The following is a 25,578-nucleotide window of genomic DNA, read 5'->3' as shown; positions in this document are numbered from 1 at the left end:
GACCGACTGATTTTCGCTGCTTAATAATTAATTGATTAATCGGGATCATTAATAAAATAGTTTTTACACCAATGAAACATTGCTACGGAACCTGACACCGCAAACAGTATTGGAATGAGTAAACTTAAATCGATACGTGTTAATTCAAAAATCAGGATTATTGCCGTTACAGGCATTTTTTGAGCAGCTCCAAGAAATGCTGCTGCTCCTACAAGCGCAAAGGCTTCAAATGAAGAGGTTGGCCAAATCATATTCCAGACTCCACCCAGTATTGCTCCAAGTAAGGCTCCATTGGCAAGAGAAGGGGTTAATAGTCCCCCCTGGGCGCCGACTCTTAAACTTGACCAAACGATCACGCTTCTTAACATGAGCAATGTTACGCTTAAGCCTATCCCCACATGACTGGAAAATTCCAATTGAGCAGGACTTTTACCATTGCCTAATAATTGCGGGAAATAAATTGACAGCACGCCAATAATTGTAAAATTAATCAGACAGGAACCAATCATCATCCAGTTACGTTGGGATTTACTTCGTTGTATGGTCGCAACATAGATAAACCAGAAGGCCGCCATTCCAAAAAAAGGGCCAGCTCCTATAGACCAGATGACTAATGAATAACTTATCGTTAAGTCAGGTATGTGATAGAGGGGTTCATTACCTAATCCCCACCAGGATACAACTACCGCGATTGCTGAAGTTGTAAGGGCGGGCAGAACAATTGACCAGTTAAGCGTGCACAGCAAGACTTCAAGAACAAATACTGCACCACCTAAAGGAACATTATAAACCGCTGCCAAGCCGGCTCCCGCGCCACAAGCCAGCATGATTTTCGTTTCTTTAATGCTTAACCCTGCTTTGGTGGATATCCATGTTGCAAAAACGGCACTTGCTTCTCTGGGAGCTACCTCTCTACCCAAAGGAGAACCCAGTGCGATGGTGACTATCTGGAGTAAGGCATGACATGTAGTGCTGAGCATGGGCATGGTTTTATTTGTTTTTATTGCTTCTGCGATGCTGACTAAGGGTTTTCCCAATTGATACACTGCTGCCCATCCCAATCCGGCGATGAGGCCGCAGATTATCAGAATCGTAACTCGTCGTTCTGGAGATGATGCACTAACACCCTCTAAAAAACTTTCATTACTGATAATATGTAAGGGGCTGTATCCATAAGCGATATGCTGAATGTAATGAAGTAATAAGGCCAAAGTCATTCCCAAGAATCCTGATGCGACTCCTACTGAGAGAGTTACCAGGAACAAAGTCCAGAGAGGGGTTTTGGATTTGTTTTCTTCAGTAATCACGGACTCCATGTTTTATTGTTCCTTAGACATTTTATAGTTCAGCGAAATACCTGCATAGTCTATCTTAACCATGAGTTTCAGGAGATGGTTAAGTATTCGGACATCTCCTGAAATCCTGTGCACCAATGCAGCATTTTTAATTACATTATATTTAATACAGTGCTATTCCACTTGGATTAACGAAATTATTTCCAGTAGTGATGCAAGTACCAAAGCTGCCATTGCTTTTTATGGGACAAGCTGAAACCGTATTACCATTTTCATTAGTGATATAAGCGTAAGTGCCTTCAGGGTTTAATGCGATTCCTACCGGGAAATTAAAATCATTCCCTGTTGCAGTGCACGTACCTAAAGTGCCATTGGTATTGATTGTACAATAGGCAACTGAGTTATCAGCATTAACGATGTAGGCAAGAGTGTTTTGCGAATTTACGGCTACGGCATAAGGAAGAGTGATTGCAGAATTGGCATTCGCCACACAATTTATTAAATTTCCATCAGCCTGGATTTGGCATGAAGAGACTATACCTGATGAAGGATCTGCGATGTAGGCGTAAGTTCCAGGCGGATTTATTGTGATGCCTAATGGAGTCCCAAATACCTGGCCTGTTCCAGTGCACGATGAAAGTGTTCCATTAGCTGCTATAGTGCAATAGGATACTGAAAAATTTGCCACATCGGTAATATAAATGAGGTTACCTGCAGGATTAACTACTATTCCTGATGGAGCGATGAATGCTCCTCCAGCCAGATTACAGATTCCGAACGTTCCATCATTATTGATAGGACAGAAAAGAACAGCACTGAAGGTTGGCAGGGTAAGATAGACATAACTAAAATCCTTGCTGAAGCTGATTCCAACAGGTTGACCCAATCCAGATCCTGCCAGGGTACATCTACCAAAGTTGCCATCCGCTTGAATAGGGCATCGAGACACCGAGCCATCATTAAAATTAGTGACGTAAGCTGTTTTTAACGGTGATGTGTCCTGAACCACATTTAAAGAATATTGGGTTCCAGCACAAGTGATTCCTCCAGGAAAACAGACAAACAGATGGTGATGCGGATCCGGGTCATTACTATTAACTGCTCCTGAAATTCTCAGTTGTAACGTGCAGCTGCTTCCAACCTTTCCTTTTCCTGCAAGATTAAACACACTGCCGCAGGTGTCGGGATAGGTACCTCCACTGGTAATCTGCGTCACATTGGGGGGTAAGTATTTGACAAAGTTATTATGTCTTTCAGCTAGGGTATTATTCGTCACGGTATAATAAGCAGTGACTTTTTTCCCTGATTTTACTACAGTTGGCAGTTGAGTACCTGTTTTGGGGGTTATGTCAAAAGGTAAGGCTGAACTGTTTGTGCTTATCAGGAACAGGCTTATAGAGAACAACATGAATAATATATTGGATATTATTTGCAGAACGTCCTTTTTCATAACAGTAACTCATGATTTATTTGATGTTTGAAATTAATCTAACATTGAATTGAGTTCAATACTATTCTTAATGTCTGGTTCTAAATGAAGGATAGGGTAATTGATGTATTTTTTATTTATCCCTGGGTTTATTCCATGAATTGTTTTTATTAAAGTCGTTTTGGTGCTATAATTAAGCAGTTTGGTTTTGTTATTTGCGAATTTGTGTTAATAAGTACAGTTTGTATGGTTCTGTATTATTAAGTTTGCTGTTTTGCGCAAATACAATGTAACTAAAATAGATTAATTGTACAGGAGAGCACTGTGGAATCAACACCAGAGAATCCGCCGGTTATATTTTCCAGCGAGATAGATAATGCAACGGGGCTTTTTAAGTTGCAGCAAAAGGGAGCGTCTTATTTGGCAACAAAAGCGGTATGGTTGCTTAGAGAAAGTTCGGTGCCTGGATTGCTTACTTTATCTTATTACGATAAGGAAAATACACGGTACGTGAGTAAACGAATTGGATTTGTGGAAGGGGAATGGAAATTTGGTCCTGCAAATAGAGATGAGGCCGTTGAATTTTCAAAACAAGCGACACAAGCGTTTAAACATGAGTTTCCTGAGAAGAGCGCAGTTAAACTCTTCACATTATTAAGCGATAACGGATTTGATCTCAAGAAACAAGTAGTACCCAATGCTATTGAGGCAACGCGAACCGCAGAATTTACAGGCTATGTCAGTCTTCATGAAGATGATGATCATGAACCTAAGGACGATAGTTCAAAAAGATATACTTCATTTACATAGCGATAATCAATAGCTCATGTTCTACGTTCCGCGAACAGGTCGCGGGACGTAGAAATCGAAGCTGTCAACATCCCCTAAGATCATCCCTGAACTTTATATTAGTCCGGACTAGGGGGTATTTTGTATTACTTCAGGAGACATCGTTTTGGTTATTTCTTCACCAGCAGTCTGAACTGATTTAGTATGATAAAACCCTAAGCGTCCTAAAAAGGTAAGTGGGGTTATACGATGCATATTCAATGCTTTATAAATTGTGGAGTTTTCATCCTTTAAAGCATCACTCAGGTTTACATCCTGGGGCAGGGTGTCAATTGCATTAATGATTTCTTTTAATTTTTCACCGCTATTCATCCAGTACGGATTCCAAAATTGATCTTGACCTTTTTTTAAGCGTATCATGGAGTCAATTACGATTTGACCGGCTTCACCTTGATTATACATGGCAATTAAAGCGCGATAAAATGATGGGGTATTTCTTCCCATCGCTTTATATCCAAGTGTGATATTATAAATATTGGCGTCATATTTTGTTCTGTATTCTTCAACTTTTGCATGATTACCAGTAAAGGCAAATGCTCTGGCAATATTATCAATTGATGCGCCTTTGGAATGAAACTCTTCGACCTTATCGAGATTACCTGTTAAAGCATAGGATTCAGCAACGCTGGTCACCAGGCTTTGGTACACAGTCCGACGATATTCCAGCTGACTCTTTTTTTCTTCGGGGCTTTCGTACACTACGTTTTTTTGTAGGACATCTGGACGAAAATTACCTAAATACTCATTCACTTTTTGATGATTATTTGCTAAGGCAAAGCCTTGTAACACGAAATGAATACTCGCGCCATACAGGGTTAAATATTCATCAACTTTTTTATAATTACCAGCAAAGGCATAACCATAAGCTATATAGTCACTGTTCGCGTAGTATTCGTTTTGATAATGATTGACGAGGTCATCATTTCCTGCAATGGCAAATCCGGTTGCGATTGAATGTACATTAGCTCCGGATTGGCGCAGGAGTTCAACCGCTTGAGTTTTATTTTTTGCAGCCAGTTTGGCTGCGACGGTGAGAAAGGGAGGGGTGGGGTCTATGGCATCCAAACCGATTAAAAAAATCTGCTTACTTAATTCTTCAGGACTCTTAGCGTTTAATGCAGCATTATAAAATAATTCAAACATCAGGATCACCATAGTAAAAAAGAGAAACTCATTGTATGATTTGAGTTCATAGAAGTCAAATAATAAATTAGTAGAGATCAAAAAACCAAATTTGCTTCACTCTTCTGTTTGTTTGCGGAACACTATTATTCTTTGTCATTCTTAATGGCCACTATATTTTGGGTATTTAACTGGAAATAGCAAAGAGTGACTAAAGCGTCAAGTATCATGTACAACCCACCTATGGCGCTCGGAGGATTAGCGCAGTTAACCCAATCTGGATGAATATTTAACTTTCCATACCAAGTCCATGTGTGCATGTGTGTTCCAAGCAGTTCCAGATATAAAACCATAAAAAACATACAGGAATAAAATAATTTATTGTTTTTTCTTAATAAGCAAAAAATTACAAAGCAAATGACTCCAAGGGTATCCTGTAGAATGATGAAGGATAAAACGCTGATAAGTAAGGTTACGATAAACAACAAGCGCTCCATGTCTGGGGCGTATTTCTGGAGGAACGTTTGTTGATAGATATAGTAGGACGTTGCAAAAACAAGAGCGTGACCAAACGGTACATAAAGTGGAATATTATCAAGACGATAAACATAAAACTTTAACATGAGGGAGGCGATTATCTCACCGCTACTGGATATTAAGATCATCAATAACATCAGGCTTTGTAACTGTTTATTGGCAACGCGATAAAACCAGAAGAAAGTGCTAATAATACAGAAATTAACCATCCATTGGCCGTAGGGAAAGAGATTATTAAACGCCACACCGTCCAGGTAAAACGCAACAGGAGTTCCAATTATTACAAATAATATTTGGAATCGAATCATTGGCCTTTGATATTCCATTGGACTAGTCCTGATACAGGTTATTAGAAACTAGATTTATTTCCTGAATGCGGTTCAATAATAATTACTATCTGTTTGAACAATTAAATGAACGCCATACACCTACCAGTAAGTATAATCTATAGATCATGGGGCGTTATGATTTGCCCTGAATTCTGTGATTAATTTTAATGGATATATTGACAAAATATTGCCTAAAAAGTTAGCATATAAGCTTGATTGTAACTAAATACATATTTGACGATGAACACGAATCGACTCCCAACACGGGATACTTCCCGATACCAGGAACACTGCAGTATGACTGCGGGGATGTCGTATTATTCGTTAAATCTTATATCACTTGTTGTCGTGGTGGTGGTCAGCTTTACCCATTTCTCAGCTCTGAGTCGGCTTATCTCCTAAACTATCTGCCCCGCCTCAGGGCGAAGGTCCAGGCAGATAATAAAAAGCTCTTTATCAAAGATTTGAATTTATTTTAAGCAGAATTTATTTCTTTAATTCGGAGTTCATTTGTGTGCCAGCATTAATTAAAACTGGTGAAATTGCCCAAATCTGTAAAATCAGAGTCAGGAGTTATTATAGTGAACACGTTTCAAAGTAAAGATCATTGGCTTGCGAAAGCTTACCCCTGGATTATCTGGACTATCGCTGCAAGTTTCTTCTTTTATAAGTATTTACTTCAGGTATCTCCCAGCGTGATGACTGGCGATTTAATGAAAGCATTTCAAGTCAATGCCGCTGGACTTGGTAATCTCTCGGCGTTTTATTTTTACTCGTATCTGGTCATGCAGATTCCGGTAGGGGTGATGCTGGATCGATACAGTCCTCGATTACTAACCACCGCAGCAATATTTCTATGCAGCATCAGCACCTATATCTTCTCACAGACTGACTCTCTCTGGTTAGCCTGCGTCAGCAGAGCATTAATGGGAGCTGGTGCAGCCTTTGCAGCGGTTTCCTGTTTTAAAATTGCCGCTTTATGGTTTACCCCCAAACGATTCGCTTTGGTTTCAGGTATGTTTATGACTGCAGCCATGTTAGGTGCTGTTGGTGGTCAAATGCCCTTGTCTTTGCTGGTTCAGAATATAGGATGGCGTCCGGCGCTTAAGGTAGTGAGTGTTTTGGGAATACTTCTTGGAATAGTTTATTTCCTGGTATTGAGGGATAAGCCATCCAAACAACAACACACAATAAAAAGTCAGGAAAAAGTCAGTCACCTGTTACGCAGGATCATTACAAACAGACAAGCATGGGCACTTTCATTATACAGTGGATTAGCTTTTGCACCTGTTTCAGTATTTGGGGGATTATGGGGCGTACCTTTTCTGGAGAAAGCTTATCATCTTTCAAGAACTGATGCGGCTCTTGCCATTTCGTTTATTTTTATCGGTTTTGCAGCTGGAGCGCCATTCTGGGGATGGTTATCTGACTGTATTCATCGTAGAAAACCTGTATTGTTTATTGGCACTGGATTGGCATTATTGAGTCTCTTGGTTGTTCTCTACAGTCCAACCCTGTACATAACCACCTTAAGTATCCTTTTGTTTTTCTTTGGCTTTTGTGCCAGTGGATTTTTTACCAGTTTTGCTATGATTCGGGAATTATTTCCCCTAATACTGGTTGCTACTGTTTTAGGTATAATGAATACGTTCAACTCAGTATTTGAAGCATTATTTGAGCCTGTAGTCGGGGTGCTTCTTGATTGGAGCTGGGATGGTACTGTGGTCAATGGTACGCACTATTTTACTTTGCACGGTTACTATTCCGCCTTGGTGATATTACCCATATCGTTGGCTTTATCATTGGTTACTTTGTTGTTGATCGATGAGACTTATTGTCGTGCTAAAGAAGAGAATGAATGATGGTTTCCAAACAATAGCGATTTGCTATTGTTTGGAGCGATAATCATGTTCAACTCAATCAGTTCAAATTAATGCACTTGTTGAGCGTTTTGCGTATATTCAAGAAGTACGGCCAGCTTTTCACTGATTGGCATTTCGGTGTTTTTTAATGCGTGAAGCAAGTGCTCTTTGGCTTTTTGCGGATTTATATGATTAAAATAAATTGATTCAGCAAGTTCTGTTAAAAAGCAAGTAGGGTTTAACTCATTGGCTTTTTTGATTAACAGTTCAGCCTGCGGGAAATCTTCAGTAAGAGCATGAATCAAAGCAAGGCCGCCCCAGGCATCAGCCAGTTCTTCGACAAGCTCAGCAGCATTCTGATAGGTTTCATGAGCTTCATTGATTCGATCATTAAGAAGTTGGCACCATGCCAAAGCAATATGACAATCATAGAAATCAGGATAAATTTCAATGGCTTTTTTTAATGTGTGCTCTGCTGCTTCCATATCACCCTGAACCATGTAGGTATTACCCAAGGCGAACCATAATCGACTGTCCTGCGGGCTAATCTGCAGTAATTGTTCAATTTCTTCAACACTGGTTTCCTGATTCATGAGACGAAGCATAATATGCACGAGCTTTGCATCATAGTTGTCAGGATTCAGTTGCAGAGCTTGAGTGCATGCTTGTAAAGCAGGTTCTTCTTCATTCAGATCAAAATAGAGGAGCGACAGAAGGCCCAAGGCTTCTTCATCCTCAGGATTATGTTCCAGAACATGCTCAACAAGACTGATGGATTCTTCCAGTGAGTCTTGTCTGTGAAGAATGCGTGCCATTAACAATTCGGCTTCAGGGTAATGTTCGCCTTCCAGAATAGGTGATAATATGTCCCATGCATTATCCAAGTCGTGGGTAATAAAATGGGTAAAGCCAAGGTTGTAGCGAAGAGCGGGTGTATCCATATGAGTTAAGGCTTCTATAAAACATTCTTTAGCCCGTGACAATTGTCCCTGATTTAAATGGAGTAAACCCTGATGCCCTAAACAGGCTTCACGATCAATCAAATTGGCTTTTTCCAGATAGTGATGGGCGGAATCCAGATCGTCCAGTTCGATATACATATCACTAATTTCAATTAATAATGCCAGATTTTCTTGATCCTGAGCTAAAAAGTTCAAGTGTCGGTTCAATTTGTCTTGTACTGTTTGGGTATCCATTGACGAATCCTTTATAAGAGAGGTTAGTGCAACGTTTCACCGATTCTGTCTCGCGTTCATCTCATCTGACATTCATCTTTGAGTGATTGCTGATCGTCGCAGGACAGAATCGGTGAAACCTTGTACTAGACTTGGTCATAAAATGTCAGATACTATAAATCGTACACGCTAAAAAGGCAAAAATATTATCCATAATCAGTTTCTGAACCAGGGAATGGTTTTAATTCTCCCTGTTATAAAGGATTAGCTCTGCTTGGTACACTCTATTTTCTCTGGAAGAAAACCACGGTCTCCCATTAAATTTTGATTATAGGTAACAGTACATTTTATGGTTTTTTTAGGTAAAGGTTGGGTCAGTTCAATGCCACTCTGATTGTAATGGCAAACCAGATAAATCAGTTCCTGAGGTGAAAATTCCCATTTAGCCTTTTTTTGATTGGCAAAATCCGGTTTTAAACTGGCCATTTTATCTGGATGATCTGAATAAAATGAAATGCTGCTCCAGTAATTATGTTCCGTTCCCCTGATGGTTTCCCATCCTTTGGGAGTTTCTGTAATTTGTTCACTTGTCTTTATCACATCAGGACATTGCGGTTGATACATTTCAGCTCGTAATAGGGCTGAAAAACCAAATAAGCTGAGACTGACAATAAGGTTCCAATATATCATTTTGTATACCTGATTCTTTAATAGTTAATTGAAAAGAAGCGTTATTATCTAAGTGCTTTCATATCAATTCGTCGAAACAGAGAGTACCCATATTCTGTACGGATTAATTCTGAAATTCGATAGATATTAAGCGGTAATAATAATGAATGCAGGATGAAAATAGGGTGTAAATTGCATTCAAATGCATACAATATGAATGCAATATTGCTACAGATTGCGATGAGTCGTAAAGTCAAAATCCTTTTGACATAAAACGTAGCGAACACTAAAGAAGAAGCAACATAGCCAACTAAATCAATCATTGATTCCATAATCAACTCCACTTCTAAATCCTTTTATTCAACATAACATTTACTCAATGTTATTCGCAACTATTTTAAAGATTTGATATTTTTTAGACCGTTTTATGGATTAAAAATTGGTAATATAACTTTTTTATGTTCTTTGCGAATAATAAATAACCTATAAATTATTAATAAATCAAATAGTTGATATTAAAAATTAAAGTGGTTTTTAATGCTTCAGCAATCAATGAGGACATTCATTGATTGCCTTATCTCATGTGTATTGGTTCATTGAAGCAATGAGTTAATCAGGGTGTCCAATAACATTTAAATCGTCATCGTTATCTATTAACTCATCCCGCACATCATCTGATTGTCTGGGCTCTTTGTAAGAAAGAAAACTCAGTACTCTGAGTGGCGTAGATACTGGCGGTTCAACTGCTACTCGTTCAATCGCCTGAACATTCGTACTGGGACATAGCGAAAGTATCCATTCTATAGGTTTCCATAGCAGCTCTAATAAATGGATGAACCAGTTAACTTTCGGGCCTTGTTCTTCTTTTACCTTGTTAATTATATAGTGCTCAAGTTTGCCTTCGCTAAAATAATTGATCTGTTTCAGACAAAGAGACATGGCATGATCCTGTTGCATTTCAGTCAACTCTGATTCTTTCTTTAAAACCTCTTCGATCTGTGTAATAGAGTCCATCGCACTTTCATTGAAGTGTTCAGTTAAGTCTTTAACCACTTCATTTTGTAATAAAAATATTTTTTTGGCCAAAACCGCTGCCATAAAGAGCTCATTATCGGTATCTTTATTAATCATCGTTTCATCCAGATTTTCAATACCTAAATAGAGCATTGCAATTAAAGCGCTATCGAAGGTTTTAGTCTGACTGTCGATAAACTCAAGGGTTTGTTGGTATGCAGTCTCAATAGCCTGATCCCTTTGTTGTTGCGTGGGTGACGTTGTAATCGTAGTAATTTTACCCGTGTTGAGATAAAGCATATTCCCCATGTTAAAGAATATTTTTTCACGATTCAGTACTTTTGCGCGCCCTTCAAAAACACGCCCACCCAGTATTTCTTTGATTATTGAATCCATAAAACTACTAAAATCAGAAACAGCCTCTAATCCATGATGTTTTACTCTATTTAGCCGTTCTGCAAAACTACTGCCTGACTCGGCTTTAGTACATAAAATTTCTTCAGGTTTTAATCCTGAATTCTCCAGCGCTCTGGTCGGCATGTTGTTAATTATGCCACCATCCGCAATATGTTCTCCTTTTGCATTTTTAGCCGGTTTAAATAGAACCGGATGAGCCCCGGATTGTTGCACTACTTCGGCTATTGATGTGTTCGGTTCGTTTTCTTCATTATAAGTTTCAATGATTTTTCTGGATTGATTTGTTGTTACTACGGATAAATGTTTGATCAAATGTTTTTGATCTTCAGGTAAAATGGCTCTTAAACGGGACAAATCATTGAATGTGATTCTTGGTGATTCAATCGAATCACCATGCTGGTTTTCCAGAGATTTTGGCAATACTGCGAAAGCCATATCCAGATCTCTGAGGCTTTTATACGAATTTGTTAGTTGAATGATGTCATCGATAGTATCTATTTTTATGTTTTTGGTGCTTAAAGCTTGTTCATACAGCTTCACTTTGGTTTGCAGCAAGGCATACTGAGACATTTCTTCAAGTGTTTGCGGTTTGGTTATTCCATTTAAATGCTGCTTGATTTGGAAAATATAAAAAAGTTCGAATATATTTCGTACGCGAGTACCTTCAGCCCGGGACAGCATCCCTTTATTGTCTAAAAGTTTGGTTATGTCTAATCGAGTAGAAATTGTTAAAATGTCTTCAGGACTCATGCCTATTGCGAGAAAGCTTGCAGTCATAGCCCCTGCTGAAGCACCACTCACATGAGTCAGTTGTTTAAGAAGGCCTCTGTCATGCATTGCTTGAAACATGCCTGCATAGGCAAGTCCCTTAGCTCCGCCGCCACTAATAACCAATCCTTTATGAGCAGGAGGATTAATGACAAAACCATGTTCTGTTTTGCTTAGGGTGCATAATGGGTTCTTTAACTTGCGTTTTTTAGGCATAATTCACTCTATAGTTTTAGCATTATCTTATATTCTAACAAATCAACCTTAACGGAGGGTTAATATTAGAATAAATCCGATTTTTAAGCGCATTATATCATAAATTGCCTTGTTGTTTATAATTAAGGCACGGCTTGTTCTGATAGGCTGGTTATAGGCTTAAAATGATCAGGGCTAGATTAAGTACTCTTTTATCCTTTAAAAGAGTACTCGAGGGATGCGTTTAATTGATTGGACTGTCATAACTGGCAAAGATATAACCTAATTCTGGTTCATCATCGCCTGTATCATTGAATTCAGGATATAAATCGGTGACCATCTCATGCAACTCTTTTATATCGCTACGTCTTAAACAGTGACCATTACGTTCAAACATTTTCTCGGCAGCAAATGACCTGACCTCTTCATTATGACTGACCAGGTTTGAATTGAGGGACAGTCTTTCTTGATCCATCAACCCTGAATTCAGAAAATGGCAGATTTCATGTACCAGAGTACTGGCCATTTGTTCAGGAGTTCTTTTTCTGCTGATATAAATATATCGATCCTCATAAATAATTCCATTCAATTCTGATTCAATCATTTTTACTGCTTGTTCAGAAGGTGGATAGGTATTGGGAAGGATAATGTTATCTTCCTTTTTCATATCATGTTTCATTCTACGCCAGTGATCTTTGGACAGATCAAAAAATGAACGTATTGAAACCTGATCAGAATCGATGACCTCCATTACTTTTAGGGCTACCAGTGAATTGTTTTGTCTGATGAGATTAATTGCGGTTTGTAATTTGGAATTAAAATTCGAAAGTGAAGATTGAGTCTTTTCAAAAAAATATAAGTGAGCCATTCCATTTCTCCCTTTAGTTTACTATTTCATTGATTTGTTCCATCCTTCTATTTTGATACTAAACAGATTTGTAATAATTAACAATAGTGGTGTTAAATGAAACAGCATGAATGAACAAAATCTTGTGATGTTTCAAAATGTTGATGCATCGCTTTAGAATCCTGGATTGGGTAGACAGGTTTTTAACGAGTTTATTTTTTCCTGTTGTCTATTAATTTCATTTTGCAGACATTCCACGCCTTCTTTTAAGTACGGTTGTGGATTCTCAACAAACTCAGAACTCACAATCCCTTTAAAAAATCGGTACATTATCTTGTTGTCCTGGGGCGATTTTATTTCTGCTAATATTTTATCCCTGGCCTCTTCCAAAAGGTGAATTTTTGTAGTTTTAAAACCTATTTTTTTACGAATGAAGGTATAACCTGGATCAGGGTTGCCTTGGGTGGTCAATTTGGCAATCTGATCTTCTAAATCAGCAATGACGTTCTGGTTATTAATATAGCCAAGAAGAGATTCATCGTATTTATCGATGTATTGGCTTAATTTGGTGAGCATGTTATTAAAACTATCAATTTCTATGGGATTGAATTCAGGTGAATAACTGTCATGTTTGTAGGTGGTTTTAAGCAAATGATCGATAATAAAACGGTCATTTTCAAGCGTTAAGGGTGGTTTGGAGTAATAACGTCCAGCGATATCAAAACCTAACAACTGCGCTACATTTTCGATGAATTTTTTACAGGGTGGTACAATAACGTGTTTAATTAAGAAAAACAGATTCACCGCTACAGCCATCAGATTAATAGACGTCAGGGCAGAGATAAAGGATATAGTCGCAATAGGGGGACATAGAAAATAAGCCAGAGTCAGGAATGCTGTAAGAGAGATTAAGCTTACAAACAATTCGGATTTACTCACCTGATTTTTATAAATTCTATAGGCAAAGTTAGTCAAATAGCCCAAACTAAGGGACAGATTGGCCAGGATAAGAATGATTTCTTTTGAGAAAAGGGTAGTAGTAATTAAAGCGGGAGTAAAAAACATGGTGATCAGCATGGGCATCAGACTGTTTAAGCCCCGGGAGGTTTTGTTGAATATATCTCCAAATTCTTTTTCTCGACTGCGATTGCGTCTGAAATATGTTTCGTTTAGTTTTAAATACATGGCTTATTATCATAACGTTACAGCAAATCAGTACTGGGTACACTTTGCTTCATATTAAAAAAAGATTATTTTAACCAATCTGATTGAAAATCACTGTTAATAGGCAATTAGCCCAAACTTTACGCATAGTATACCTATGAAATTAAATAAATAAAGAGAGTTGTTGTTTTGTAACTCCAGGCGGGTATTCATTAACTCTCTTTATAGAGGGGGTATATAAAGGATTAGTGCCAATGGATCTCTGCTCAATATCCCGTAAGATTTTTGGACATTCGCACAAATCCAAGTGGTACTCCATTCGGTAGCTGATGTACTACTTTATCAAGGGATTCATACCCACGAGCCTGGTATAACTTTACACCCGGCAGAGTGGCCATCATTTCAATTTGGGAAAATCCATTCACTTTGGCCTGGTGTTCGCAGTGATTCAAAAGCAATGTTCCTAATCCTTGTCTGGCGTATTCAGGATGAACAAAGAACGCCCTTATTTTGGCCGCCTCTATTTCCGGATCCAGATAACCTGACTCTCTTCCATTAAACTGGTTTCCGCCAAACAACATTCTCCGTTTACTCCATCCACCACAGGCTACGATGGTCTCATTTTTTTCTACCACATAATAAGTTTGATCTTCGATCAATTCAGAATCCACACCAAATACATAATTAATTGCGCCCTCTATTTCTTCAGGTGAATAATCTTCTTGACTTAGGGCGCGAGCAGATTGCTCAATAAACTGGTTTAAATAGTTAATATCACTCATAAGGGCAATACGAATCATCAAGGAACTCACTTTGTGTTGATGTTGTTAAAATAATGTGCGACTGCTTTTGCTATTTGCAGATCCTGAACGGCAAGACCGGTTAAATCAGCAACAGTTATTTGATCCTCATTGGTGCGTCCTGAATGCTCGTTGGAAATTATAGTTCCTAACTCAATGAGTTGATCGGGATTAATCTTGTGCTGACGCAACGCATGGGAAGTATCTCCTCGTTCTAAACATTGAGCAATACTATCGACAACAATAACATCTGCCTTACAAAAAATAGAAGAATCCAGCTCTTGTTTATCAGGAGTATCTGCTCCAACTGCTGTAATGTGAGTTCCTTTCATAATGGATTCCGCAAAGAGTACTGGCAGTTTTGATGGGGTAGTTGTCACAATCAGATTACATCGAGAAGTAAGATACTCTAATGCTTGGGTTGTTTCGATATGAAATCCATAAACTTGCAACTCTTTTTGAAAATCAGACAGTTTTTCTTTATTTCTGCCAAAAACGACTACATCTCTGCATTGAATGACTTGTTGTAAATAGTATAACTGTAACTTTGCCTGCGTTCCTGTACCAATAATGCCTATGGACTTTACTGTGTTAGGTGCCAGATATTTTGCTGCTATGGCTCCAGCTGCTGCAGTACGCAGATCGGTCAAATAACCTTCATCAAGTAGAATAGTCAGGAGTTCACCTGTTTTTTGACTGAATAACAACATCAGACCATTACTGGATGGAAGATTAAATTGCGCATTGTCATAAAATCCCGAAGCAATTTTTATCACATAATACGCATCATTTTTAAGATACCCATATTTGATATGGACATCACCAGGTGGATTACTGAATTGCATTTCACCTACTGGTGGAATAATTGCCTTCCCTTGTGAGTAAGCAATAAATCCCTCTTCAATTGCAGGAATAATTGCGATTTTATGGATAATCTCTTTAATTTGATTCAGGTTAATGATGTTCATCTGGTTTAACTCAACACGGATTTTAAGGTATCAAGACTGATATTGGCGCCGCTTAATACAACAACAACATTCTGTCCCGAATAATGTTCTGCATTTTTTATCAAGGCAGCCAGAGCGACCCCCGAAGCTCCTTCAACCAGCATATGCTGTGTCTGAATTAAGGTAATAATGGCGTTTTGTATTTCCTGCTCAGAAACGAGAATCCAGTCATCAACATACTGCTGGCATAAGTTAAAAGTAATGGAGCCAGGTTCTATGCCACCTGCGGTTGCGTCGGACAATGAGGGCAGGGTATCCATTTCGATAATAGTTCCAGCCTTTATGGAATCAGCCATAACTGGAGAGTGTTCCGGCAGGCAGCCCATGACTTTAGTATGGGGTGAAACTGCTTTAATAAATCCAGCAATTCCTGAAATTAAACCACCTCCGCCAACAGGCACCAGAATCACATCGATTTGATTGAGTTGCTTTATCAGTTCAAGCCCTACCGTGCCTTGGCCTGCAATGACTTGAGCATTATTGTAGGGTGAAATATAAATTTTATGATGCTGTTTGGCATATTCCAGTGCATGCGCTTCGGCCTGTACACAATCAGTTCCATAAAAGTTGAGTTGTGCATCGTAATGACGAATATTGTCTGCCTTTGTCGGTGAAACATGTTCAGGAACAAAAATAACTCCAGGAATGTTCAATTGTTTAATACCAAAGGCGACTGCTGCGCCATGATTTCCTGATGATGCGGTTACAACACCTTGCTGTTTCTGCTCCTGAGTTAGGGACAACAAAGTATTTAATGCGCCTCTCACTTTGAACGAGCCGGTATGTTGTAAGTTCTCGCATTTTAGATAACATTTTGTTTGAGTGAGTTTGCTTATGGGTACTGAATAATCCAGTGGCGTCTCACGAATCGAGGCGCGAATACGTTGTTCGGCTGCAATTACTTCGTTTTTAAAATCCAACATCATTAAGTCCTTCTTAAACTCGCGTCTAGGTGTACCGGGTTTTAGCTGATAGTAGTTTATCTGGTGTATGTTATGAAATTATTTTTTTATATTGTGACGTTTTTCTCACTCTATAACCAGCTAATTTAGTTCAAATTGTAATATAAACACTATTGTTTGTTTAAAATTTATTCTATATACTTGTCCCTCTGTAGGTTTAATGGACTGCCAGTGGGTAATGATTGCCTAACTTTATCAGGAGTCCTCATGCCAAAAAATTCATTGAAACAATTTATCGTTAATTTTAGTAAATCAGATAAAAAACTTAAGAATGTAAAGCTCACTTTAAAAAGTAGCAAGGAAATTGATTCGTTTCTGGATCTTCTTCAAACTCCAAAACATAAAGGTCTTTTATTAATTTCTGATTTGGATTTGAGTGGCACCCGTTTTAATCCAGTTCAACTTCAGACTTTAGTAAGCGCGCTTAACGCTTTGCCTAATGTTCAAAAATTGAAACTTAATGACTGTAATATTACTGATAAAGACAGTCAGTTATTGATTAAGCTGGAGCATATAACGCATTTATCGCTAAATAATAATGTGTTAAAGCGACCCGTATTTAATTCAAAATTGGTATCACTCCATTTGGATTATAATAATGCTCTTGATACACATTATGTGTTGCATACTTTACATTTAAGAGCAGCAGAATTGAAACACCTTTCTCTAAAAGACTGTAGTGTCACTGATTCTGATATGATGTTTTTTGGCAAGGAATCATCCAAATTAAAAAAATTAACCTACCTCAATTTGCGTAAAAACAACATCACTCATATTGGAATTGATGATTTGCAACAATGTCTTGCTTTAGTGACACTGGATGTGAGCCAAAATACCGGCATTGGTAATGAAGGTATTGAAAAATTGAGGGTATTTAAAGATCTGAGAACTCTTTATGCTGATGGATGCGGTATCAGTTTGGACGGTCTGAAATCCATTGCTCGAATGAATTTGTACAAAGTGGATTTAAGTTTTAATCCAGGACTCAAATTGGATTGGGATTTTGGCGATATTAAACCCAATCATACAATAAGAACACTTAATTTAGCTCAGTGCCGATTAAATGATGGCCATGCTAAAGTACTGATTAAACAGTTTCCAGCGGCTACGACTTTATCAGTAGCGAATAATAGCTTAACAAAGGCCGGTGTAATTACGTTACTGGAAAATCCGATAATGTGTGAGCTTGATGTAAGAACCATGGCTTTATTTTCAAAACCAGTAAGTGGTTATCGTAAGGCTCTCACTTCTCCGCGGGCTCTCACATCTCCACAAGATATCAATGCTCCGCAAGTTCCCAATTCTCCACGAAATGAGTTACTACAACAGCAGTTGAGAGATAAAAGAAAAAATACATTGCGGGATGCAAAATCACGAATGGTTGATTTATTGGAAGCAATTCGGACAGCACCAGCTCTTAAAAGCATCAGATTGGAAAATACCGGCTTAACTGAAAAGATGATGTTAACCTTGATTCCTCAGGAAAAACAGGGATCGCGAAGCATACAGAAGATTAATCAGTTGCCTCTTCCAAAGTTGCAAGCTCAACTGAACAAACAGATTGAGGCTAAAAAAGAAGCAAAAGAAGAGGCGAAAAGGGAGGAATTAAAACTGGCACAAGCTAAATTGCAACCGTCAATCGCTCCCGCGGATGAGCCTCCAGTGTCAAATGCATTAGTAAATACAGGAGTTTCAATATCGAGCTCAGAAGATCGGGTTGTAAATCCAGAACACAAGTTAAAAGAGTTGGAATTGGAAAATCAAAAACTAAAAACGGAGCTTAAACGGGCACAGGCGCGTATCGCTGAACTGGAGAAACATGCCCCTGTTGAACGTAAAAAGGAAAAAACAGTAGTACCATCACTGGCTATTCCTGTGATGTTCCAGCAGAGTGATTCAGCAAAACCATCAAGCAATAGTACTCATGTGGTACCTGCTCTAAATCTGGGTAATTAAGAGAAAACAGGTAGGTTTGCGGTTCTATACCCATAGCCAGAAGGTTATGAGTCGGGACCTAACTTATGCTCGTTGATCAGTAACCCTCATCCCCAACCCTTCTCCCTTAATAGGGAGAAGGGAACGGTTGGTGCAAACCGGGTAGACAGGTAACACTCAAATAGAAGTAACTCGCCTTAAGCTTTTTAGACGCAATGTTCAATGTTCAATTTCAAACGTTATTGAGATCTTACTAAAATGGCCTTCTCCATCAGGGAGAAGGTGCCGACTAGTTCAAACGTTATTGAGATCTTGCCAGAATGGCCTTCTCCCTCAGGGAGAAGGTGTCGACTAGTTCAGACGTTATTGAGATCTTGCCAGAATGACCTTCTCCCTCAGGGAGAAGGTGTCGACTAGTTCAAACGTTATTGAGATCTTGCCAGAATGGCCTTCTCCCTCAGGGAGAAGGTGTCGACTAGTTCAAACGTTATTGAGATCTTGCCAGAATGGCCTTCTCCCCCATGCAGGTGCTGTTATTTCGAAGGTTTTTTGCTTTATCAAGTAATTGCATGGATTTAATCCATTGTTGGTTGGGTTACGTTTTTTTATTTGTTAGTTTCAAGGGTTTTAAGATCCCCTCATCCGCCTGTCGGCACCTTCTCCCTGAGGGAGAAGGCGATTCTAGCGAGATCTGGATAACATTTGAAATTTATAATTGAATAAGTAGCAACTGATGAAACGTCATCCCGAATGCAATGAGGGATCTCCTGATGGTGGCACAATGCCTGCATTTGGATCTCGTTACTCGGGATTGTTGAGAATTGATTTTTATTACTTCCACATGTTCTAATGTTTATAGAAATTCGAGATGTATTGAGTTATAAAAATTAAGGATTAAGGATGGTCTATTGGGGAAATTGGTTTCGCATTTTTATCATTCTTCTAATTTTGCCCTCATGTTCTGCAAAATTTATGGGCAATGACCGTGTTTATAAAAAAAATAAAAATAATCTGCGAATTGTAACTTATAATATTAACTGGGGTAAAAGTACCTGGCTGATTACTTCACCTCAGAAAACGGCAGATGCAATAAAACTACTGGATGGGGACATTGTTTTATTGCAGGAAGCAACACTTTTTTGGAAAAATTATTTTCAAGAACACCTGTCAGAACTTTATCCCTATCAATTATTTAAACCCAAAGATGATGGTGGTGGGCTTGCTGTATTGACCAAATACCCTGTAAGTAATCAAGAATACACACATTCGGCCGTAGGTTGGCATCCGGGATGGATATTTGATGTTGCTAGTCCTTATGGGCTGGTGCAAATTGCAAATCTGCATTTAACGCCCCCATTAATCAGTAAAGACAACTTGAACTTTAATTTGAGTGCGTATTTTTCAACTCCTGGTATCAGGGAACAGGAGATGGAGTTTTATTATCAATTCCTCCGTCCCAGTATACCTACTGTAATTGCTGGTGATTTCAATGAAGGTGATCATGGATTAGTGACACAGTTTCTTAATCAGCATGGATTTACTGATGTACAGTTTAAACAGGGGAGGAAGAAAAGTACCTGGCGATGGAGTTTTGGTCTGTTTACGGTACAACAACAATTAGATCATATATTTTACGATCACTCCTTTGTTGAGACCAATGCACAGGTTTACTATGCTGGCGATTCGGATCATTTCCCACTTGCCGTGGATTTAAAGCGGGTCACGTAACACAATAAGACAGTACTTACGGAAATCTTCATGGTTGAGGCAAATTTCTCTGAAATTTTGTCATCGTGAACGCAGTGAAGGATCTCCAAATGCAGGCACCGTACCACGCTCAGGAGATCCCTCTTTACACTCGGGATGACGATTGACTTTCGTCATCCTGAACGTAGTGAAGGATCTCCAAATGCAGGCACTATGTCGGTTTCAGGAGATCTTTCACAACGTTCGAGATGATGTATCTCGAAATTTAATGGGTTATTTGAAACTCCAATAGAGTAAAGAAACCGCTCCAGTACTTTGTCCAGTGGTGATCATAATAATCATTATTTTTAACCCGTTTCAATAGCGCTCCATTCTCTACTTTAAACAGTGGCGCAGTTTGATTTAACTGATCAATTGAAGCATAGTCAGGAAATAAGCTCATTTCTGGATAATTGTCGGGTATTACTCCAGTAATGAACGTAGTATAAATACCGTCAGCTGATCGTTGCATGGCATCAAGAAGAACCGCTCTCTGCATTTCAGCTTCTGGCTTGTATAAATTCCCATCACCATAAGCTATCCAGCTAGTACCTTCAGCATTTACCACGTTTAAACCATGCAGATTGTCCTCATTATGCATCAAGTTGGCAATGAGAAGATTTAATGATGCCGGTAAGTGGATTTTGTCGGATATTGCACGTCTTGGTGTTCTCATGTGACCTGCAGAGAATGAGTCGGTGAGATAATGATTGGCAAAAGCATTTTGTGCATAGGCCAGAGCAAGTAACTGTTCAGCTTCCTCCGTTTGCCCAGCTTCTTTTTTTGCAAATCCTTTTAGCGCAGTTTCCAATGCATATCTGTGGCCTGTTTTATAGGCAATTAAGGAATCAGGTGCAAAATGATCATAATTGACCTCAGCCAGTTTGATATAGGTACCAAAGGGAATGAATGAACTAATAACAGATCCGCCGCAGGTCAGTCTATTTAGTTTTTTGGTAATGGCCACATCTTCTTTATCATAAAAATCCCAATCACTTTGTCCATTTTGTCGCGATAACTCGAGCTTTTTTTCAATTTCATTCATGTAGTTACCAATATTATTGGCTTGATTTACTGGATTAGAACAACGTTTATCCGTTAATGTACCTTTAATTCCCATAGCCTCAAATTGAGCCTGAAAGCAGGAAAGCCTATCTTGTTCGGCACAACTGGAAATTGTTTTGTTTGGATCACCAAACATATCCCCAGCATACATTACAATTTCTCCATAACTCAGCTTTAATCCGTTAGGCAGTGCTAGCTTAATTGTCTCACCTGATGAATGTGCTGAAGAGAGGTGCAATCGTACAAGGTCTCCTAAATTTTTGTGCTCCAGACTGGCAAAGCCAGGCCCATATTGTTCCATAAGCTGTGCAGGAGTTTTTGGTGTTAAATACATGTTATTAGGGGCATTATTAGCATGAATCTGTACAGCAACCAACAATGACAAAGGTAAAGCTCGTGTGATATTCTTCAACATTATGCATTCCCTTGATTAAGATGTTAAATTTATAAACATTTATTTCGTGTTTTGCATCCATGCAGCATATTAATAAATAGCACAATATTTGTATAATGTGATAATTTAATGAGATTATTTCCATGAAAAGAGTTAAATCCAGGCCGGATCCCACCCCGCAAAGAGCGCAGATTGTTAATTTAAGCCATGATGGAAAAGGTGTAGCGCGTATTGATGGTAAAGCTACGTTTATTCCTGGTGCGCTGCCAGACGAGCAGATTGAATTTCAATATACTCGAGTAAAAAAAGATTTCGATGAAGGGCGGTTGATCTCAATTATTGAACCCTCTCCTTTACGTGTTGATCCTAAATGCCCTCATTATCATTTATGTGGAGGCTGTTCTTTACAACATATGAGTGAACAAGAACAAATTCATTTTAAACAGGATCAGTTATTGGACTTATTAACCCGATTTGGGCATACCAGTGCTCAAACTATATTGCCTCCATTAACGAGCTCCCACTGGAATTACAGAAATAAAGCGCGCCTGAGTGTTCGTTTTGTTGAAAAGAAACAGTCTGCGCTAGTTGGATTCAGGGAGCGAAACAACCCCAGATACATCACTGAAATTACTCAATGCCCAGTTTTAAATGCCAAAGTGGATGCGGATATTATACCTTTGAGGAATTTAATTGATTCGATGGAAGATAAACATTGCATTGCTCAAATTGAAGTTGCAGCTGGAGATACTGAAATAGCATTGATCTTTCGCAATTTGTCACCCCTCAATCCCAGTGATGAACTGAAGATCCAGCAGTTCGCGGAACGTCACCATTATAAAATATTTCTGCAACCTGGTGGTCCTGACACTGTATATTGTTATTATCCAGAAAAGGCCAGTGAGTATTTAACCTATCAATTACCTGAATACGACATTAATTTTCAATTTCATCCGACTGATTTTACGCAGGTCAATGCGGAACTGAATAGAAAGATGGTGTCCCTGGCATTACAACTTATGGATCTGAAAAGTTCTGATAAAGTGCTAGACTTATTTTGTGGGTTAGGAAATTTTTCCTTACCTATGGCAAAATTCTGTTCGAAGGTTATTGGTGTTGAAGGCAGTAAAACCATGGTTGATCGTGCTTATATGAATGCCAAGGCGAATGGCCTGCCCAATGTGGAATTTTATGCGGCAAATTTAGACGATATCATGGAGGTCAATAATCTGACGCATCAATCAGTCAACAAAATACTGATTGACCCTCCTCGTTCAGGGGCATTGGAAATTGTAAAACAAATTGATTCCATTAATCCCGAGCGTATTGTTTATGTATCGTGTAATCCCGTAACATTAGCCAGAGATACCGATGTACTTGTAAATCAAAAAGGTTATGTATTGATTAAAGCAGGTGTGATGGACATGTTTCCGCATACTGCGCATGTTGAATCTATAGCCTTGTTTGAAAAAGGATAAATTTCATGGTTAGAGTAAAAGATACTACGCCACTGTTACCAGATGGAAGCATTGACGTTGAAATGTGGCTGCATCAGCTTAGTTCCAAAGGGTATTTGGAAGATCTTGAACTCATTCGTAATGCCTGTACTTTAAGTCAACTTGCTGGCCAGGATCACGCTACAGAAACAGGGCAGTCTTGTCTGCAGCAAGGTCTGTCCATGGCCGATTTACTTGCAGATCTAGAAGTAGATCAAGAAACACTTGCTGCGGCAATAATATTTGAAAACGTTCATTATTCTGATTTATCAAATGACGATGTTGAGGAGCAATTAGGCCATAACATAGCAAAATTGGTTAAAGGCATTGAAAAAATGGGCGCCATGAATAATTTTCAGGCCCTGAATAAATATCCGCAAAACAAAAATCAGATCGATAATATTCGAAAAATGCTGTTGGCCATGGTTGATGATGTACGGGTTGTACTGATTAAACTTGCGGAACGTTTATGTGTTTTACGAACTGCAGGTCATTTATCAGAAGTTGTACGCAAACAGCTTGCAACAGAAGCTATGGAAATTTACGCCCCCCTTGCCAACCGATTGGGAATAGGGGCCATAAAATGGGAAATGGAAGATCTGGCATTCCGTTATCTCCATCCTGACGAGTATAAATCCATAGCAAAAGGGCTTAAAGCCAAAAGGTTGGATAGAGATAATTTCGTTAATATGATTGTGGAACAACTCAATGCTCAGATTAAAGCTACTGGCGCCCATCATTTCGCCGTTTATGGCCGATCCAAACACATTCATAGCATTTATAAAAAAATGCAGAGGAAAAACGTATCTCTTGATGAGATTTATGATGCGACCGCTGTCCGTGTTTTAGTCGATACCGAAGCTCAATGTTATGAAGTTCTGGGAATGGTACATACTTTGTGGAAACAAATTCCCGCTGAATTTGATGATTATATTTTTAATCCTAAACCCAACGGATATCAATCCCTGCATACTGCGGTTGAAGGGCCAGAAGGTCGAGTTTTTGAGGTACAAATCAGAACGTTCCACATGCATGATTTGGCTGAAATGGGGGTTGCTGCTCATTGGAAATATAAAGAGGGCGGCGTACAGCAGAAAGAAAGTCATGAGAGAAAAATTGAATGGCTACGCGATGTATTGGCATGGCATCAGGAAATGGCTGCCAACAAAGGTGTTTCAGAACATATTGCTACCGAGTTTCTTGAAGACAGGGTTTATGTGTTTACGCCAGACGGGGATGTACTCGATTTGCAGCAAGGAGTTACTCCATTGGATTTTGCATATCATGTCCATAGTGATTTGGGTCACCGATGTCGAGGCGCTAAAATTAATGGGCATATCGTTCCTTTGACTTATCAGCTGAAAACTGATGACAAAGTCGAAGTGTTGACTGGTAAGGAAATTAAACCTTCAAGGGACTGGATAAATCCGCATCTTAATTATTTAAAAACAGCCAGAGCAAAAGCAAAAGTGCTGCACTGGTTCAAAATGCAGGATTATGATGACAATGTGCAAGATGGTCGTGAGTTGTTAGATAAGGAATTGAAATCTCTTGGCATAAAATCGGATAAACTTAATGAAGTGGCAGTCGCTCTCAATTACAAAAAAACAGATGATCTCTATGCCAGTCTCGGTCGGGGCGATATCAAGATAGGGCAAATTGTCAATCGATTAGCCCCTCCTGAAACCTCCGAGAACAATATTATTAAATTTGCCAAACAGCACCATAAGCCCGAAGTAACAGGAAGTGATTTACGCATAGAAGGTGTGGGCAATCTACTGACTTTTATGGCTCGATGCTGTCAACCTGTGCCGGGTGATGAAGTTATGGGTTATATTACTATAGGACGTGGAGTATCCATTCATCGCAAAGATTGTCCTAATATTATTCATGCCAGCGAGAAGCAGAAACAACGATTCTTACAAGTGAGCTGGGGAACTTCTACCCGTGAAAATTATGTTGTTGATGTGTTGATTAAAGCCTTTGATCGATCAGAATTATTGAAAGATGTTACCTCATTACTCTCCAACGAAAAAGCGCATGTCTATTCTTTGCAAACAAGTACAAACAAGCACGAAAACATGGCTTATATTACGTTGACAGTGGAAATAGATGGGTTAAACAGCTTATCAAGGCTTTTGGCTAAACTGGAGCAAATTCCTAATGTTCTGGAGGCCAGACGTCAATTATAAGAATGGGATATAACGTTAATCGTTTTCCTGCCACATTCAGGAGATCCCTCCTTTCACTCGGGATGACGGTAGTTTTACCAAACTCTAAAGCGTTATCCTGAATGAAAGGAAGGATCTCCATTAAAGTGGTGTTGTACTCGTTTTCCTGCCACATTCAGGAGATCCCTCCTTTCACTCGGGATGACGGTAGTTTTACCAAACTCTAAGGCGTCATCCTGAATGAAAGGAAGGATCTCCATTAAAGTGGTGTTGTACTCGTTTTCCTGCCACATTCAGGAGATCCCTCCTTTCACTTGGGATGACGGTAGT

At 39.0% G+C, this 25,578-nt stretch carries 21 protein-coding genes; 6 read left to right on the top strand and 15 right to left on the bottom strand.

The annotated features are described in order from the left end of the window. Window positions 1–35 precede the first annotated feature (35 nt). Both IZU94_RS05050 and IZU94_RS05045 read right to left on the bottom strand, forming a co-directional pair. Window positions 36–1,316 carry a chloride channel protein gene (locus IZU94_RS05050; protein WP_203108653.1) on the bottom strand — a complete coding sequence of 427 codons (1,281 nt, stop codon included), beginning with the start codon at window positions 1,314–1,316 and terminating at the stop codon, window positions 36–38. A gap of 142 nt (window positions 1,317–1,458) precedes the next feature. Beyond that, window positions 1,459–2,745 carry an NHL repeat-containing protein gene (locus IZU94_RS05045; RefSeq protein ID WP_203108651.1) on the bottom strand — a complete coding sequence of 429 codons (1,287 nt, stop codon included), beginning with the start codon at window positions 2,743–2,745 and terminating at the stop codon, window positions 1,459–1,461. Between the two features lie 303 nt (window positions 2,746–3,048). On the opposite strand from IZU94_RS05045, the gene IZU94_RS05040 reads away from it, so the two are divergent. Beyond that, the gene (locus tag IZU94_RS05040) at window positions 3,049–3,534 is read left to right on the top strand and encodes a hypothetical protein (protein ID WP_203108649.1); all 486 of its coding nucleotides are present in this window, start codon (window positions 3,049–3,051) and stop codon (window positions 3,532–3,534) included. Window positions 3,535–3,642: 108 nt separating this feature from the next. Here the strand turns inward: IZU94_RS05040 and IZU94_RS05035 are convergent, their stop codons facing one another. Both IZU94_RS05035 and IZU94_RS05030 read right to left on the bottom strand, forming a co-directional pair. After that, window positions 3,643–4,716: a hypothetical protein gene (locus IZU94_RS05035; RefSeq protein WP_203108647.1), complete on the bottom strand. Its 1,074-nt coding sequence runs from the start codon at window positions 4,714–4,716 to the stop codon at window positions 3,643–3,645. 125 nt (window positions 4,717–4,841) lie between these two features. Beyond that, complete coding sequence (locus tag IZU94_RS05030; RefSeq protein ID WP_203108645.1) at window positions 4,842–5,558, bottom strand: hypothetical protein; 717 nt, start codon at window positions 5,556–5,558, stop codon at window positions 4,842–4,844. Window positions 5,559–6,142: 584 nt separating this feature from the next. Here IZU94_RS05030 and IZU94_RS05025 point away from each other — a divergent pair. Further along, window positions 6,143–7,423: an MFS transporter gene (locus tag IZU94_RS05025; RefSeq protein ID WP_203108643.1), complete on the top strand. Its 1,281-nt coding sequence runs from the start codon at window positions 6,143–6,145 to the stop codon at window positions 7,421–7,423. 68 nt (window positions 7,424–7,491) lie between these two features. On the opposite strand, the gene IZU94_RS05020 is transcribed toward IZU94_RS05025, so the two are convergent. The 9 genes from IZU94_RS05020 to IZU94_RS04980 form a co-directional block, all read right to left on the bottom strand. Beyond that, window positions 7,492–8,619: a tetratricopeptide repeat protein gene (locus tag IZU94_RS05020; protein WP_203108641.1), complete on the bottom strand. Its 1,128-nt coding sequence runs from the start codon at window positions 8,617–8,619 to the stop codon at window positions 7,492–7,494. Window positions 8,620–8,862: 243 nt separating this feature from the next. Continuing rightward, entirely contained in the window at window positions 8,863–9,288 is a 426-nt protein-coding gene (locus IZU94_RS05015) for an STY0301 family protein (RefSeq protein WP_203108639.1), read from the bottom strand. Between the two features lie 44 nt (window positions 9,289–9,332). After that, window positions 9,333–9,599, bottom strand: a complete 267-nt coding sequence (locus tag IZU94_RS05010) for a hypothetical protein (RefSeq protein WP_203108637.1) — start codon at window positions 9,597–9,599, stop codon at window positions 9,333–9,335. Between the two features lie 277 nt (window positions 9,600–9,876). Beyond that, complete coding sequence (locus tag IZU94_RS05005; RefSeq protein ID WP_203108635.1) at window positions 9,877–11,682, bottom strand: patatin-like phospholipase family protein; 1,806 nt, start codon at window positions 11,680–11,682, stop codon at window positions 9,877–9,879. Between the two features lie 223 nt (window positions 11,683–11,905). Then, the gene (locus tag IZU94_RS05000; protein ID WP_203108633.1) at window positions 11,906–12,529 is read right to left on the bottom strand and encodes an ImmA/IrrE family metallo-endopeptidase; all 624 of its coding nucleotides are present in this window, start codon (window positions 12,527–12,529) and stop codon (window positions 11,906–11,908) included. A gap of 153 nt (window positions 12,530–12,682) precedes the next feature. Beyond that, window positions 12,683–13,693 carry a hypothetical protein gene (locus tag IZU94_RS04995; RefSeq protein WP_203108631.1) on the bottom strand — a complete coding sequence of 337 codons (1,011 nt, stop codon included), beginning with the start codon at window positions 13,691–13,693 and terminating at the stop codon, window positions 12,683–12,685. 245 nt (window positions 13,694–13,938) lie between these two features. After that, a complete protein-coding gene (locus IZU94_RS04990; protein ID WP_203108629.1) occupies window positions 13,939–14,472 on the bottom strand; it encodes a GNAT family N-acetyltransferase in 534 nt (177 codons plus the stop codon). An 8-nt stretch (window positions 14,473–14,480) separates the two neighbouring features. Then, window positions 14,481–15,440: a Rossmann-fold NAD(P)-binding domain-containing protein gene (locus IZU94_RS04985; RefSeq protein ID WP_203108627.1), complete on the bottom strand. Its 960-nt coding sequence runs from the start codon at window positions 15,438–15,440 to the stop codon at window positions 14,481–14,483. 5 nt (window positions 15,441–15,445) lie between these two features. Next, window positions 15,446–16,405, bottom strand: a complete 960-nt coding sequence (locus IZU94_RS04980) for a threonine/serine dehydratase (protein ID WP_238400528.1) — start codon at window positions 16,403–16,405, stop codon at window positions 15,446–15,448. A 243-nt stretch (window positions 16,406–16,648) separates the two neighbouring features. Here IZU94_RS04980 and IZU94_RS04975 point away from each other — a divergent pair, with 243 nt between their 5' ends. Next, window positions 16,649–18,397 carry a leucine-rich repeat domain-containing protein gene (locus tag IZU94_RS04975; RefSeq protein ID WP_203108625.1) on the top strand — a complete coding sequence of 583 codons (1,749 nt, stop codon included), beginning with the start codon at window positions 16,649–16,651 and terminating at the stop codon, window positions 18,395–18,397. Between the two features lie 879 nt (window positions 18,398–19,276). Then, complete coding sequence (locus tag IZU94_RS04970) at window positions 19,277–20,104, top strand: endonuclease/exonuclease/phosphatase family protein (protein ID WP_203108624.1); 828 nt, start codon at window positions 19,277–19,279, stop codon at window positions 20,102–20,104. A 244-nt stretch (window positions 20,105–20,348) separates the two neighbouring features. Here the strand turns inward: IZU94_RS04970 and IZU94_RS04965 are convergent, their stop codons facing one another. Then, a complete protein-coding gene (locus tag IZU94_RS04965; protein ID WP_203108622.1) occupies window positions 20,349–21,602 on the bottom strand; it encodes a phospholipase in 1,254 nt (417 codons plus the stop codon). A gap of 122 nt (window positions 21,603–21,724) precedes the next feature. Here IZU94_RS04965 and rlmD point away from each other — a divergent pair, with 122 nt between their 5' ends. Further along, window positions 21,725–23,059 (top strand): 23S rRNA (uracil(1939)-C(5))-methyltransferase RlmD, encoded by a 1,335-nt coding sequence (rlmD, locus tag IZU94_RS04960; protein WP_203108620.1) that lies wholly within the window; start codon window positions 21,725–21,727, stop codon window positions 23,057–23,059. A gap of 5 nt (window positions 23,060–23,064) precedes the next feature. Next, entirely contained in the window at window positions 23,065–25,269 is a 2,205-nt protein-coding gene (gene relA, locus IZU94_RS04955; protein ID WP_203108612.1) for a GTP diphosphokinase, read from the top strand. Here the strand turns inward: relA and IZU94_RS18155 are convergent. Continuing rightward, window positions 25,238–25,423, bottom strand: a complete 186-nt coding sequence (locus IZU94_RS18155; protein ID WP_238400546.1) for a hypothetical protein — start codon at window positions 25,421–25,423, stop codon at window positions 25,238–25,240. The genes relA and IZU94_RS18155 overlap by 32 nt on opposite strands. Between the last annotated feature and the right edge of the window lie 155 nt (window positions 25,424–25,578).

The sequence above is a fragment of the Legionella bononiensis genome (assembly GCF_016786215.1).
Classification (GTDB): Bacteria; Pseudomonadota; Gammaproteobacteria; order Legionellales; family Legionellaceae; genus Legionella; species Legionella bononiensis.
This window is presented reverse-complemented; position numbering and strand designations above follow the sequence as displayed.

What these genes read in the sequence shown, in the direction of transcription:
- IZU94_RS05050 (WP_203108653.1), bottom strand. Translation starts at nt 1,316, where the DNA reads ATGGAGTCCGTGATTACTGAAGAAAACAAATCCAAAACCCCTCTCTGG.
- IZU94_RS05045 (WP_203108651.1), bottom strand. Translation starts at nt 2,745, where the DNA reads ATGAAAAAGGACGTTCTGCAAATAATATCCAATATATTATTCATGTTG.
- IZU94_RS05035 (WP_203108647.1), bottom strand. Translation starts at nt 4,716, where the DNA reads ATGTTTGAATTATTTTATAATGCTGCATTAAACGCTAAGAGTCCTGAA.
- IZU94_RS05030 (WP_203108645.1), bottom strand. Translation starts at nt 5,558, where the DNA reads ATGGAATATCAAAGGCCAATGATTCGATTCCAAATATTATTTGTAATA.
- IZU94_RS05020 (WP_203108641.1), bottom strand. Translation starts at nt 8,619, where the DNA reads ATGGATACCCAAACAGTACAAGACAAATTGAACCGACACTTGAACTTT.
- IZU94_RS05015 (WP_203108639.1), bottom strand. Translation starts at nt 9,288, where the DNA reads ATGATATATTGGAACCTTATTGTCAGTCTCAGCTTATTTGGTTTTTCA.
- IZU94_RS05010 (WP_203108637.1), bottom strand. Translation starts at nt 9,599, where the DNA reads ATGGAATCAATGATTGATTTAGTTGGCTATGTTGCTTCTTCTTTAGTG.
- IZU94_RS05005 (WP_203108635.1), bottom strand. Translation starts at nt 11,682, where the DNA reads ATGCCTAAAAAACGCAAGTTAAAGAACCCATTATGCACCCTAAGCAAA.
- IZU94_RS05000 (WP_203108633.1), bottom strand. Translation starts at nt 12,529, where the DNA reads ATGGCTCACTTATATTTTTTTGAAAAGACTCAATCTTCACTTTCGAAT.
- IZU94_RS04995 (WP_203108631.1), bottom strand. Translation starts at nt 13,693, where the DNA reads ATGTATTTAAAACTAAACGAAACATATTTCAGACGCAATCGCAGTCGA.
- IZU94_RS04990 (WP_203108629.1), bottom strand. Translation starts at nt 14,472, where the DNA reads ATGATTCGTATTGCCCTTATGAGTGATATTAACTATTTAAACCAGTTT.
- IZU94_RS04985 (WP_203108627.1), bottom strand. Translation starts at nt 15,440, where the DNA reads ATGAACATCATTAACCTGAATCAAATTAAAGAGATTATCCATAAAATC.
- IZU94_RS04980 (WP_238400528.1), bottom strand. Translation starts at nt 16,405, where the DNA reads ATGATGTTGGATTTTAAAAACGAAGTAATTGCAGCCGAACAACGTATT.
- IZU94_RS04975 (WP_203108625.1), top strand. Translation starts at nt 16,649, where the DNA reads ATGCCAAAAAATTCATTGAAACAATTTATCGTTAATTTTAGTAAATCA.
- IZU94_RS04970 (WP_203108624.1), top strand. Translation starts at nt 19,277, where the DNA reads ATGGTCTATTGGGGAAATTGGTTTCGCATTTTTATCATTCTTCTAATT.
- IZU94_RS04965 (WP_203108622.1), bottom strand. Translation starts at nt 21,602, where the DNA reads ATGTTGAAGAATATCACACGAGCTTTACCTTTGTCATTGTTGGTTGCT.
- rlmD (WP_203108620.1), top strand. Translation starts at nt 21,725, where the DNA reads ATGAAAAGAGTTAAATCCAGGCCGGATCCCACCCCGCAAAGAGCGCAG.
- relA (WP_203108612.1), top strand. Translation starts at nt 23,065, where the DNA reads ATGGTTAGAGTAAAAGATACTACGCCACTGTTACCAGATGGAAGCATT.
- IZU94_RS18155 (WP_238400546.1), bottom strand. Translation starts at nt 25,423, where the DNA reads ATGTGGCAGGAAAACGAGTACAACACCACTTTAATGGAGATCCTTCCT.